Origin of the sequence: Pantoea sp. JV6 (assembly GCF_025910055.1) — a bacterium.
Classification (GTDB): domain Bacteria; phylum Pseudomonadota; class Gammaproteobacteria; order Enterobacterales; family Enterobacteriaceae; genus Pantoea; species Pantoea agglomerans.
Window position 1 is genome coordinate 674,670 of the sequence record NZ_JAPCIM010000002.1, and the last position, 13,338, is coordinate 688,007.

The 13,338-nt window shown below is 56.7% G+C and carries 10 protein-coding genes; 5 read left to right on the plus strand and 5 right to left on the minus strand.

What is annotated here, in order from left to right; all coding sequences use genetic code 11:
• Nucleotides 1-22 precede the first annotated feature (22 nt).
• Both betB and betI read right to left on the minus strand, forming a co-directional pair.
• Entirely contained in the window at nt 23-1,495 is a 1,473-nt protein-coding gene (betB, locus tag OK412_RS03780) for a betaine-aldehyde dehydrogenase (protein WP_264352703.1), read from the minus strand.
• A 14-nt stretch (nt 1,496-1,509) separates the two neighbouring features.
• Entirely contained in the window at nt 1,510-2,103 is a 594-nt protein-coding gene (gene betI, locus OK412_RS03785) for a transcriptional regulator BetI (RefSeq protein ID WP_122458331.1), read from the minus strand.
• 255 nt (nt 2,104-2,358) lie between these two features.
• On the opposite strand from betI, the gene OK412_RS03790 reads away from it, so the two are divergent.
• The 4 genes from OK412_RS03790 (at nt 2,359) to OK412_RS03805 (ending at nt 7,169) form a co-directional block, all read left to right on the plus strand.
• Nucleotides 2,359-4,389, plus strand: a complete 2,031-nt coding sequence (locus tag OK412_RS03790) for a choline transporter (RefSeq protein ID WP_010258753.1) — start codon at nt 2,359-2,361, stop codon at nt 4,387-4,389.
• Between the two features lie 141 nt (nt 4,390-4,530).
• Nucleotides 4,531-5,880: an MFS transporter gene (locus OK412_RS03795; RefSeq protein ID WP_033757897.1), complete on the plus strand. Its 1,350-nt coding sequence runs from the start codon at nt 4,531-4,533 to the stop codon at nt 5,878-5,880.
• A 147-nt stretch (nt 5,881-6,027) separates the two neighbouring features.
• Complete coding sequence (locus OK412_RS03800; protein WP_264352704.1) at nt 6,028-6,240, plus strand: DUF1272 domain-containing protein; 213 nt, start codon at nt 6,028-6,030, stop codon at nt 6,238-6,240.
• 281 nt (nt 6,241-6,521) lie between these two features.
• Complete coding sequence (locus tag OK412_RS03805; RefSeq protein WP_192034167.1) at nt 6,522-7,169, plus strand: metallophosphoesterase; 648 nt, start codon at nt 6,522-6,524, stop codon at nt 7,167-7,169.
• 1 nt (nt 7,170) lies between these two features.
• Here the strand turns inward: OK412_RS03805 and rsmF are convergent, their stop codons facing one another.
• The 3 genes from rsmF to yebS all read right to left on the minus strand — a co-directional run bounded on the left by rsmF (nt 7,171) and on the right by yebS (nt 12,607).
• The gene (rsmF, locus tag OK412_RS03810; RefSeq protein ID WP_264352705.1) at nt 7,171-8,598 is read right to left on the minus strand and encodes a 16S rRNA (cytosine(1407)-C(5))-methyltransferase RsmF; all 1,428 of its coding nucleotides are present in this window, start codon (nt 8,596-8,598) and stop codon (nt 7,171-7,173) included.
• Between the two features lie 162 nt (nt 8,599-8,760).
• Nucleotides 8,761-11,394: a PqiB family protein gene (locus tag OK412_RS03815; RefSeq protein WP_010258767.1), complete on the minus strand. Its 2,634-nt coding sequence runs from the start codon at nt 11,392-11,394 to the stop codon at nt 8,761-8,763.
• Nucleotides 11,363-12,607 carry a membrane integrity lipid transport subunit YebS gene (yebS, locus tag OK412_RS03820; protein ID WP_022625536.1) on the minus strand — a complete coding sequence of 415 codons (1,245 nt, stop codon included), beginning with the start codon at nt 12,605-12,607 and terminating at the stop codon, nt 11,363-11,365. The genes OK412_RS03815 and yebS overlap by 32 nt, the downstream gene beginning before the upstream one ends.
• 214 nt (nt 12,608-12,821) lie before the next feature.
• Between yebS and OK412_RS03825 the strand changes: the two genes are divergently transcribed.
• A complete protein-coding gene (locus OK412_RS03825; RefSeq protein ID WP_010258773.1) occupies nt 12,822-13,322 on the plus strand; it encodes a GAF domain-containing protein in 501 nt (166 codons plus the stop codon).
• Nucleotides 13,323-13,338 lie beyond the last annotated feature (16 nt).

The following is a 13,338-nucleotide window of genomic DNA, read 5'->3' on the forward strand; positions in this document are numbered from 1 at the left end:
CATCGTTCCTCAGGTTAAGTGATTAAAAGACTGACTGAAAACGCGTCAGCTCAACCTGCACGGACTTCACCTGGGTGTAGCTCTGCAGCGTCATCAGGCCATTCTCACGGCCAATGCCGGAGTGCTTGTAACCCCCCACTGGCATCTCTGCGGCTGATTCGCCCCAGGTATTAATCCAGCAGATACCTGCTTCGATCTGATGAATCACGCGGTGCGCCTTATTGAGATCCTGCGTTACCAGGCCGGCGGCCAGACCAAATTCGGTGTCATTGGCGCGGCGGATCACTTCTTCTTCACTTTCGTAGCTCAGGATCGACATGACCGGTCCGAAGATCTCTTCACGCACAATCTTCATCTCATCACGGCAGTCGGTGAACACGGTTGGTGCAACCCAGGCACCCTGGTCGAAATCGCCACCGGTCAGACGTTTGCCGCCGCACAGTACGCGAGCGCCTTCAGCGATGCCGGATTCGATATAACGCATCACATTATCGCGATGGCTGAAGCTGACCAGCGGACCAAAGTTGGTCGCCGGGTCACGCAGATCGCCTGCCTGAATGCGGGCAACGCGTTCGCTGATTTTCGCCTCGAATGCGGCCTGCAGTTTTGCAGGAATAAAGACGCGGGTGCCGTTGGTGCAGACCTGACCCGAGCTGTAGAAGTTCGCCATCATGGCGATGTCGGCGGCCAGATCGAGATCGGCATCATCATAGATGATCAGCGGTGATTTACCGCCCAGTTCCATGGTGACCTCTTTCAGCGTTGAACCTGCTGCATTGGCCATCACTTTTTTTCCGCTGACGACGCCACCGGTAAAGGAGACTTTGTCGATGCCAGGATGCTCAGTGAGCAACTGACCGGTGACCGAACCGATGCCCGGCAGCACGTTGAATACGCCATCCGGCAGGCCCGCTTCGGTGTAAATTTCCGCCAGCTTCAGGGCAGTGAGCGGGGTCATTTCACTCGGTTTGAAAATCATCGCGTTACCCGCTGCCAGCGCGGGCGCGGATTTCCACAGGGCGATCTGAATCGGGTAGTTCCAGGCACCGATACCAGCTACCACGCCCAGCGGTTCGCGACGGGTGTAAACAAAGGAAGTTTCACGCAGTGGGATCTGCTGACCTTCCAGCGCCGGAACCAGACCGGCGTAATACTCCAGTACGTCTGCGCCGGTGACGATATCGACCGCTGAGGTTTCGCTGTAAGGCTTACCGGTATCGAGCATTTCCAGCTCTGCCAGCTCATCATTACGCTCACGCAGAATATCGACGGCGCGACGCAGGATACGCGAGCGCTCCATGGCGGTCATCGCGGCCCAGACTTTCTGGCCTTTTCTGGCGGCAGCAACGGCGCGATTGACATCTTCCTGGCCGGCGGCATGAACCTCTGCCAGCACTTCGCCGTTGACCGGGTTAATCGTCTGGAACGTTTCGCCAGACGCTGCGGCAACATAAGCGCCATCGATGTAGAGTTTCTGCTCGGTGAATCGGGACATGTTTTCTCCTTCCGTTATTCGTGCTCGCCAGCCAGTTGCTGACGGATGAATTGGGTGGTCAGTGTGAGGGCGATGACCGGGTTAAATGGCTTACCGCTCAGCGCGGCGCGCAGCCACAGACCATCTATCAGGGCAGCCAGCCCGTGTGCGGCCAGACGTGCCTTCTCCAGCGGCAGTTCACGCCGGAATTCGACCACCAGCGTTGAGTAGAGCCGCCGGCTGCTGACCCGCTCCAGGCGATTAAGCTGGGGCTGATGCATGCTGCTCGACCAGAAGTCGAGCCAGGCTTTCATCACTGCCGTGTGCACCTGGGTATCATCAAAATTCCCCTCAACGACGGCACACAACCGCTGTTCTGCAGAGGCACCGGCCAGCGGTTCTAACCGCGACAGTACCGCCTCCCGCAGTTGACGCGTCACATCACGCATCGTGGCTTCCAGTAAGCCGTTCTTATCCTTGAAATAGTGACTGATGATGCCGGTGGATACCCCCGCCCGACGGGCGATCTGGGCGATAGTGGCATCATTAATCCCCACTTCATTAATCGTGCTCAGGGTCGCATCAATCAGTTGCCGACGACGTATCGGCTGCATCCCTACCTTTGGCATAGCTCCAGCTCCACCCTCAAATCGAGCCCCTATTTAAACTTTTTTTGATTGCACGTTCAATATAAAAAGAAACTTTGTTAGGATGCTGTTCTTTAAATGTAGCGAAAGCGAAACGGCAATGAGTGCTAAAATAGGCTGCTTTGCCTGAGCGATTAACAGGAAGTGACAGAACGAAACAGGGCCGCACGGCCGGAAAGCCGTGGACGGCAAGACTTATCCATTGCGTATTTTCAGGACATTAACCAGAGGTAACCGATGAATAATCCACCTGCCGGTGAAAAAGACAGACTCAATCCCGTTGTATTTTATACCTCTGCCGGATTGATTCTGACGTTTTCACTTGTGACGATTCTCTACAGTGAACTGGCCGCGAGCTGGATCCTCAAGGCGGTAAACTGGGTTTCCGCCACCTTCGGCTGGTACTACATGCTGGCTGCCACGCTCTATATTGTTTTTGTGCTCTATATGGCCTGCTCACGCTTTGGTTCGATCAAGCTCGGGCCGGAGCACTCCAAACCCGAGTTCAGCGTCCTTAGCTGGTCTGCCATGCTGTTCGCCGCCGGGATCGGCATCGACCTGATGTTCTTCTCGGTCGCCGAGCCGGTGACGCAGTATATGCAGCCGCCGGAGGGGGCAGGGCAGACGATGGAAGCGGCCCGCCAGGCGATGGTCTGGACGCTGTTCCACTACGGACTGACCGGCTGGTCAATGTATGCGTTGATGGGCATCGCGCTGGGCTACTTCAGCTATCGCTATAACCTGCCGCTCACCATCCGTTCAGCGCTCTATCCTATCTTTGGTAAACGCATCTATGGCCCGATTGGCCACACCGTAGATATCGCCGCCGTGGTCGGCACCATCTTTGGTATCGCCACCACGCTCGGCATCGGGGTCGTGCAGCTTAACTATGGCCTCAAAGTGCTGTTTGATATCCCGGAAGGCCTTACCGCGCAGGCCGCGCTGATTGTCCTTTCCGTGGTGATCGCCACCATTTCTGTCACATCGGGCGTCGATAAAGGGATCCGTATTCTCTCTGAGCTGAACGTGGTGATGGCGCTGGGACTGATTCTGTTTGTGCTGTTCTTCGGCAACACCGAGTTCCTGCTGAATGCGCTGGTGCTGAACGTCGGGGATTACATCAATCGCTTCATGGGCATGACGCTCAATACCTTTGCCTTTGATCGTCCGACCCAGTGGATGAACAGCTGGACGCTCTTCTTCTGGGCATGGTGGGTGGCCTGGTCGCCATTCGTCGGCCTGTTCCTGGCGCGTATTTCGCGCGGTCGTACCATCCGCGAGTTCGTGCTGGGCACGCTGATTATTCCGTTTACCTTTACGCTGTTGTGGCTGTCAGTGTTCGGTAATGCCGCGCTGTATCAGATCATTCACGGCAATACGGAGTTTGCGCAGGAAGTGATGAACCATGCGGAGCGCGGCTTCTACAGCCTGCTGGCGCAGTATCCGGCGTTTAAACTCAGCGCCTCGGTCGCGACGATCACCGGTATGCTGTTCTACGTCACCTCGGCGGATTCCGGCTCGCTGGTGCTGGGTAACTTCACCTCGCGACTGAAAGACATCAACAGTGATGCACCGAACTGGCTGCGTATCTTCTGGTCTGTGGCGATTGGGGTACTGACCCTGAGCATGCTGATGACCAACGGTATCACTGCCTTGCAGAACACCACGGTGATCATGGGGCTGCCGTTCAGCTTTGTTATCTTCTTTGTCATGGCGGGGCTGTTTAAATCCCTGAAGATTGAAGATCACCGTCGGGCCAGCGCCACGCGCGACACCGCGCCCTATCTGGCTCATGCGACCGATCGCCTGACCTGGAAGAAGCGTCTGTCGCGCCTGATGAACTACCCTGGCTCGCGTTATACCCAGCAGATGATGGAAAAAACCATCTATCCGGCGATGCAGGAAGTGGCGAAAGAGCTGGAGCTGCGGGATGGCCGGGTCACGCTGGAGAGCGTTGAGGCGGATGAAAGCAACCCGATTGGCTATCTGGATCTGCGCGTCCATCTGGGCGAGGAGCAGGACTTTATCTATCAGGTCTGGCCGCAGCAATATTCGATTCCGGGCTTTACCTATCGCGCCCGCAGCGGTAAGTCGACCTACTACCGGCTGGAAACCTTCCTGATGGAGGGCAGCCAGGGTAACGACTTAATGGATTACAGCAAAGAGCAGGTGATCATCGACATACTGGATCAGTATGAGCGACACCTGAACTTCATCCATCTCAACCGTGAAGCGCCGGGCAGCAACATCAGCTTCCCAAGCGCTTAAATCAGGGCCCGTCAGTGAGCAATTGCTGGCGGGCTTTTTTTTCGCTACCGTCGTCATGAACAATACCGCTTCACCTGCCGAAATCGACTATCTTTAGGGCTTTGCTGGCCTGATGCCTGAAAAGCGTAGACAGGGAGTCATATGGGAAAAATATTCAGTACGTTTCTGCCGCTCTATACCACTACGCTTCTGATGCTGCTGGGTTCCGGTTTACTGACTACCTACGTCTCGTTACGACTGGCCAGTGAGCAGGTTAATGGTGCGCTGATCGGCGCGATTATTGCGGCTAACTATATCGGGCTGGTGATTGGCGGCAAAGTGGGGCACAACCTGATTGCCCGCGTCGGCCATATCCGTGCCTACGTGGCCTGTGCCGGGATCATTACCGCCTCGGTGGTAGGTCACGGGCTGACGGACTTTATTCCGCTGTGGGTCTTTCTGCGTCTGATTATCGGGCTCTGCATGATGTGCCAGTACATGGTGCTGGAGAGCTGGCTCAACGATCAGGCGGAATCTTCCCAGCGCGGCATGATTTTCGGCCTCTATATGGTCGCCACCTACCTTGGACTCAGTGGCGGACAGGTGATACTGAGCCTGCAATCGGGGTTTGGGGTGAGCACGCTGCTGATTGTGGCGCTCTGTTTCGCGCTCTGTCTGGTGCCGATTGCACTGACCACCCGCACTCACGTCCGGCCCATGACACCGGCGCCGATGGAGCTGGGCTATTTTATCCGCACTATTCCCAAACTGCTCGGCACCACCCTGGTGACCGGCATGGCGATTGGCGCGTTCTATGGCCTGGCACCGGTTTATGGCAGCAGCAAAGGCTTCACCACCAGCCAGACCGGTTATTTTATGAGTCTCACGATTTTTGCCGGGCTGGTGTCGCAGTTTCCGCTAAGCTGGCTCTCTGATCGCTACGACCGCCAGCGGCTGTTATTCATTATTGCCATGCTCTTTGCCGTGGCCTGCGTGCCGCTGGTGGTACTGCCGCATCTGACCTTCCACTGGATGATTGGCATCGCCTTTGCCGCCAGCATGATGCAGTTTGCGCTCTATCCATTGCAGGTGGCGCTGGCCAACGATCAGGTCGCCGCCGATCGTCGTGTCTCGTTAACCGCCTGTCTGCTGATGGCGTTTGGTATTGGCGCCAGTATCGGCCCGCTGGTGGTCGGTGCGCTGATGCAGCCGCTGGGCAGCAATATGCTCTATCTCTTCTTTATGCTCTGTGCGCTGGTGATTGGCGGACTGAGTTATGTGCGTGCGCCGGGTCCGCTTCCGACGACCGAAGTGCCGTTGCCGCATGTGGTGATGCCTGACAGTCTGGCGACCTCGCCACTGGGTGCCGCGCTGATCCCGACGCTGGAAGAGGAGGTGATTCATGCGTCGATGGGCGGTCAGGAGCCGGAAGAGGAGAGTGCTGAGTTCGATGGCACAGCTGACGAAGAGGATTTGCCTGATGACCTTCCTGAGGATCAGCGGCACAAATAGCAGCGGCACAGCAGGATGCCATTCGCCGCTGACTGTACCGTTAAAGCAGGATGTCCGGATCTGACACACTCTTGTCCGGTTGCTGGCTCGACATTGGGGTCAGCAACCGCGAAGCTGGCGCATACCGCTTTTTTAAGGAGTCACACCATGCTGGAACTTCGCCCCAATTGTGAACGCTGCGACGTTGATCTGCCGCCATCTTCTCTGGCGGCACGCATCTGCTCGTTTGAATGCACTTTCTGCGCTGACTGTGCTGAGCATCTCACTCATCTTTGCCCTAACTGCGGCGGTGAGCTGGTGCGCCGCCCGGTGCGTCCGGCAGAGAAACTGCAGAAATATCCGGCTAAAAGGCGTAGCTGATCCCAAATGACTACAGATATGGTTGGGGCAGAATAGCCTGGCGCGCCTGATCGCATTATGATGTATTTCGTCCCTGACAGAGCTACCACCTTTACTGAGTGCCGGAGATAAGCGCCGGGAGGGACGTACCTTTCACCTCTCTTTAATCGCCTGGCCCGACCTTATTGTTCCCTTTCAGCCAGCCTCATTTGCATTCTGCTTTCCAGCGCGTCATGCAAGTACAGTGTCGGCCCTGACTATACTCTGAAGATGTTTTCAGCAGACAAAGGCCGGGTGTAGCGATGTATTACCAATCCCTGAATGGCGCAGCGTGGCGACGGATCTGGGTGGTCGGCGATCTGCATGGTTGCCGCCGCGAACTGGATGCGCTGTTGCAGCAGCATCAGTTTGACCCGCAGCAGGACTTACTGATTTCGGTGGGTGACATCATCGATCGCGGTCCCGACAGCCTGGGTTGTCTGGCGCTGCTGGAGGAGCCCTGGTTTCGCTGCGTGCGGGGGAATCATGAGGAGATGGCGCTTTCAGCACTACAGGGGCAGGAAATGGCGCTCTGGCAGATGAACGGTGGCGACTGGTTCTTTCGGCTGCGTGGTGCAGCGTTGATTGCGGCGCGTCACGCCTTGCAGCGTTGCCGTGAGCTGCCGCTGATTCTCCATCTGCAACTCGAAGAGCGAATTATTGTGATTGCTCATGCTGATTATCCGGCCCGGGAATATGCGTTGAATAAGCCACTCGACTGGCAGCAGGTGGTCTGGAGCCGTCAGCGGCTGGAGGCGATGGAGTCAGGCGAACGGGCGGGCATCCGTGGCGCAGACGCCTTTTACTTCGGACACACGCCGCTGAAACAGTCGCTGACGATTGCCAATCTGCATTACATCGATACCGGCGCAGTGTTTGGCAATCATCTGACGATGCTGCAAATAAAGTGACTCAGCGGAACAGGCGTCCGTCGCGCACCAGCTCCCGCGGATAGCTGTTCTTGATACGGCTGCCGACTTTTTTAGCCAGCCCCAGCGGCTGCTGCTGATAAGTGACAATCATCTCATTACGGGTAGGTTCCGTTTCCGGGTAGATATCCCGGCCGCGATACCACTCTTCCGCCTCTGCTGCGGTGAGCTCAAAAGTCTGCGCCGCATCCGGTTTTGCCAGCGCAATTACCGCTTCATGCTGCCAGCGATAGCCTTTAGCAAAGGTTTCTGCCAGCTTCAGGCCGATGCGCGAGAACCGCACTTTGCCCAGCAGCGGGGTGACGGCCTTCGGGAACAGCCAGATCTCTTTATCACGCTGCCACAGCTCCAGCGACGCATCCCATTTAAGAGAGACAGCGGCGGCGGCCTGGGCTATCTCACTTTCCAGCTTGCGGCTGAGGTGGGAGAAGGGCAATTTACCCACTTTGTAGCCCGGCAGCGGTAAGGGCTCGACCGACGCGGTTTTACGCAGCCGGGCAACGAAAAAGCCTTCGCTGTCGAACATCTGTGGGAAGACATGCAGATAGCCCTCGGGCGTCGCGGCCTGTCCGGCACCCTCAAACAGACCATCGAGTGCTACAACCTCAACAGCGTCCGGATAGCGCTCCAGCAGCCAGGCAATGACCTGCTGATTCTCAATCTGATTCAGGGTGCAGGTGGAGTAAACCAGCGTGCCGCCGGGTTTGAGGGCGTGGAAGGCACTGTCGAGCAGATCGCGCTGGGTCGCGGCGATCTCATGCGTACTTGCCAGCGACCAGTTTTTCAGCGCATCAGCATCTTTGCGAATCACCCCTTCGCCTGAGCAGGGGGCGTCGAGCAGGATGGCGTCGAACTGTTCCGGCAGGGCTGGTCCGAAGACCCGCGCGTCAAAGTGCGTTAAGGCACTGTTGCTGACGCCGCAGCGGCTGATATTGGCGTGCAATACTTTTACCCGACTGGAGGAGAATTCGTTAGCCAGAATAACGCCCTGATTGCCCATCCGCGCAGCAATCTGGGTCGTTTTAGAACCCGGTGCCGCCGCCATATCCATCACGGCGCTGACCTCTGGCTGAGCGTCAAACAGCGCGGTCACCGGCAGCATGGAGCTGGCCTCCTGAATGTAGAACAGGCCACTGAGATGCTCAGCCACGCTGCCCAGCGGCAGGCTCTCATCTTCCCGGCTGAGCCAGAATCCCTCTTCGCACCACGGCACCGGCGTCAGCTGCCAGTCATAATTAGCCGTCTGACTCAGAAAGTCAGCCACGCTGATCTTCAGGGTATTGACGCGAATACTGCGGCGCAGGGGTTGCTGACTGTAGGCAATAAATTGCGCGAGGCTCGCCTCATCGGGCAGGCTCTGGCGAATTAACGAGAGAAAATCGGCGGGGAAAAGCGAAGAAGCATCTGACACGGGCACATTCCAGTTAAGGCAAAGGCGGCAGTGTACCATGAGGAAAGGAAACGGGCAGCCAGGCTGCCCGTTTGAGGAAGTGAATAAGGCGTATGATCCCTGAGCCGGTGCTGACTTTAAACACTCAAAAGGGCAGAACAGTCTGCCCGTTTGAGATAGCCTTTAGCGCGGAGACGGGATCGCCGTTCCCCAGTTACGCCAATCTTTCGGCGCTTCATCCTGCAGCAGGAAGTGTTTATCCGGATTCGCCTGCGGCGCCAGCGGCACCGTCGGCGGCGTCGCAAACTGAATGCCACCGCGAATAAACTGCTGGAAGGTCCCGGTTTTCACTACGCCACCCACCAGACCGAAGTCCAGGTTATAGCCGGATGCCAGCCAGAACACCGAGTTATTACGCACCAGATGCTGGTACTTCTTACTGATGCGCAGGGCGATCTGCACACGATCCGCCATATTACCCAGTGAGGTGCCGGTCACGGTACCCACTTCCACACCACGGAACAGCACCGGCGTACCCAGCGACAGTGAACCGGCCTCAGTGGCATCAACATAAATGTTCAGGCCATTAAGGTAGCGGGAGTCGGTAATGGTGCTCTCCTGCAGCTCAAACGTGCGCGCGGCGCCGCCTTTACCGGGATCCACGTTGACGTAAGGCTGCAACAGGGTTTCCAGATGATTCACGCCGGTAGCGGAAATCTCCGGTGAGACCACCGAGAAACGGCTGCCGAGACGGGCGAAATCGTTGACATACTCCGGATAGAGTACCGCTTTCGCCACCACCTGATTGTTATCTTTGCTTAACGACAGTGACTCCACCTGGCCGACATTAATACCCAGGTAACGAATCGGCATCCCGGCAGAGAGCTTGCTGGCGTCATAGGTGTGCAGCGTAATCTGGCTACCCACCGCGCGGGCGGCGGTTTCAGACGGATAGAGGACGCGTTTGGCCCCTTTGGCCGACTGCGCACCACTCATATTGTCGAAACTGATCGCGCCTTTCAGCGCGCGGTTAAGCGGCGATGCCTGCACCGTCAGGCCGCTGCCGTTAAGGCTGACGCGTGCGCCACCCTCAGCCCAGAACACGCTTTCGCTGGTCAGCAGCTTGCGATATTCCGGCTGAATATGTACCGCAATATCAAACGCGTCAGCGCGCGGCGTGACTTTGACGATCTCACCCACCTGAAATTTGCGGTAAAGCACGACAGAGCCGGCCTGCACGTCAGGCAGACTGTTGGCGGTCAGCATCAGCGTGGTAGAAGGGCCATCGCCGGTAATGCCTTCTTCCGCTTTTTCAGCATCGGCAAACAGCGGATAGGCACTTTTTGGCTCACCCTTTTTGCCCGGATCCAGCCGGATACCGCCATCCACCCATTCACGGGCGCTGGCACCTAATACCTGCATGCCATCAAGACCGAACTTCACATCCAGCCGACTGTTAACGATAAATTTACTGTCGCCATGCACCAGATTGCGATTTTCAGGATTGACCGCCACCACGAAATTCACGCCATTTTCATCCAGCGTACGCGACATCACCTGACCAATCTGCATGCCGTGCAGCATCAGCGGCTGGCCCTGATCGATACCATAGCTCTCTGGCGCGCTGAGTTTTACCGTCAGCACATTGGGCTTCTGCAGCAGAGTCTCATTGGACGCCAGCACGGTGTAGTGCTGCTGCGGCTCGCCTTCACCCGGCACCAGTTCCAGCGTGTTGCCGGTCAGCAGCGCGCTGAGGCTGGTATCCGTCAGGCTGATTTTCGGACTGTGCATCTCAATGCGGGTGCCGCTGCGCATCAGACCGACAACAGAGGGATCAATCGTCAGCTCGCCGGTGACCTTGCCGCCATCCTGCAGGTTCAGTTTGGTCAGCGTGCCGACCTCCAGTCCCTGATACATCAGCGGGGTGCTGCCCGCCTTGAGATTGTTGCCGTTAGGCAGATCCAGTGTGATCTGCACGCCGCGCTGACTATGTGCCAGATCGGGATAGAGCCGGTAATTCTGCTCAGCTTTGGCCGTTTCCGCACCCTGTGGCGAGTCAAACGCGATCGCGCCATTGACCAGCGCCGCCAGACTCTCCAGCTGCACTTTAGCCCCGCTCAGGCTGACGTCAGCATTCATGCCTGACACATTCCAGAAACGGCTGTTGGTTTTCACCAGATTGATAAAGCGACGGTCAATCAGCACATCAATCGACACGCCATCGGATTTGCTGTTAATGCTGTAGTCATAGACCCGGCCAACTGGAATTTTGCGGTAATAGACCAGCGAGCCGGTGTTGAGCGAGCCGAGATCGGGCGCATGCAGATGGATCATCAATTCGCCGGTATTCACCCGATATTTGGGCTGCGTATCCAGCGCGGTAAACGACTCGCTGGGTTTACCTTTACCTGGCATCATCCCGATGTAGTTACCACCGACCAGCGCATCCAGCCCCGACACACCCGCCAGCGAGGCTTTAGGCGTCACCAGCCAGAACTGCGTATCTTCACGCAGCGCATCGCGCATGTCGCTCTTGATGCTGGCTTTAATCTGAATGCTGCGATAATCATCACTGAGATTAATGCCCTGCACGGTGCCCACTTCCACGCCCTGATAGCGGATCGGGGTGCGACCCGGCACGATACCATCCGCCGTCTGGAAATTGATGGTGATGGTGGTGCCGCGCTCCTGATAATTGGTCCAGAGCAGCCAGCAGGCGATCAGCATCGCAATAATCGGCAGCAGCCAGAAGGGCGAAATTTTGCGCTTATTACGCAGCGTTGCGTTAGTCGGTGTAGTCGGCGTTTCCTGTTGCATGTGCATCCCAGAGCAGGCGGCTGTCCAGCCACTCAACAGACATAATGGTCAGGATGACGGCCGCGCCAAAAAATAGCGCCGCCGGTCCCATGGTAAAAGCCAGCAGCTGATCACGGTTGACCAGCGACATGGTTAACGAAATGACAAACAGATCGAGCATTGACCAGCGGCCAACCCAGGTGACAAACCGCAGCAAGCGGATGCGGGTTCTCAGCCCCTGTTCACAGCGAAAATGAATGCTGAGCAGCAGAGTCAGCATCACCAGCACCTTGATAAACGGCACCAGAATACTGGCGATAAAAACAATTGCCGCCACCGGAATATTGCCTTCGCCCAGCCCCAGGATGCCGGAGAAGATGGTGTCCTCACGCCGTGAGCCATTAAGGTAGACCACGGAGATCGGCATCAGATTTGCGGGGATCAACAGCACAATCGATGCGATGAGCGCGGCCCAGGATTTCTGCAGGCTATGGCGGCGTCGGAAGTCGAGCGGCGTATGGCAGCGCGGGCAGCGGCCCCGTTCATCGGGTATGCTGGTGTTGTGACAGTTCAGGCAGACCTGCATATCGTCACGGGCCATATTGCCAGGCGTCTGTGGGTAGAAATGCTCCCACAGCTGCTCCATATTCAGATGGATCAGTGTCAGCACGCTCAGCACTGTCAGGGCGATGTAAGCCGCCAGCCCGTAGCCAATCTCCAGCGAAGCATAGTCCTGCACTTTAATTGACGCCACGGCGATGCCGATCAGATAGATATCGAGCATCACCCACTCTTTCAGCTTCTCCAGCATCAGCAGCACGGGACGCAGGTTCATGCCCAGCCGGTGGCCGATACCGAGATAACAGATACCCGCCACCAGCGTCACCGGCGCGCCGATGGTGCAGAACGCCACCATTGAGGCCGTCAGTACATCACCCTGCTGGGTCATCTGTATGATGCCTTCCAGTACGCTGGCATTGATGCGCATGCCAAGCAGCCGGATATCTACCAGCGGCAGGGAGAAAGCAAAGGGCATTAACACAATCATGGTGGCGGCCATCGCCATAAGACGGGTCATCGGCCAGTCGCGACCACTGAGAATTTCGGCGTTACAGCGTGGGCAATGTGCCGACTGATGAGATTTCACATCCGGTAAGGAAAAAAGGGTATCGCATTGCGGGCAACGCTGATAACGTGCGTGAGGCAATGTCTGGCTGATAGCGTGAATTTTCATAGGGTGATGCAATCTTCGCTCTTCAGAAGTAACAGATATCGGTCATAAAGACATTGTCTGTGTGCCTGTCTCGGGCATCACGCTTCGATCCACAGAATGCTAAGGGTATAGCAACTAACGCTATGATTCACCTTGTGGCTCTGGATATTTAAAACTTATTTTTAACGAACGGTCTTTAATGCCCCGTTCAGATGTCATTGGTAACGGTTAAATAATGAACAAAACTGCCTTTTACGCCGATTTGAATCGCGATATGCGCGCCTTACTGGCGGGAGAAACGGCGTTCCTCGCCGCGATGGGAAACTTTAGCGCGCTGCTGTACGAACGTCTCGATGGCGTGAACTGGGCTGGTTTCTACCTGCTGACGGAAGCGGATACGCTGGTGCTGGGCCCGTTCCAGGGCAAAATCGCCTGTGTGCGCATTCCGGTCGGTAAAGGTGTGTGTGGCACGGCGCTGGCAGAAGAAAAAGTGCAACGCGTAGATGATGTGCATGCCTTCCCGGGCCACATCGCCTGTGACGCTGCCAGCAATGCTGAGATTGTGATTCCTCTGAAAGTGAATGGCACTGTGGTTGGGGTGCTGGACATCGACAGCGTGGCGTACAATCGCTTTGACAGCGACGACGAATCGGGGCTGGTCACACTGACTGATGGGCTTTGTGAAGTGCTTGCGAACAGCGACTTAGAAAAATATCTGCAGCTGACGCGCAGCTAATCGACTGGATCACATG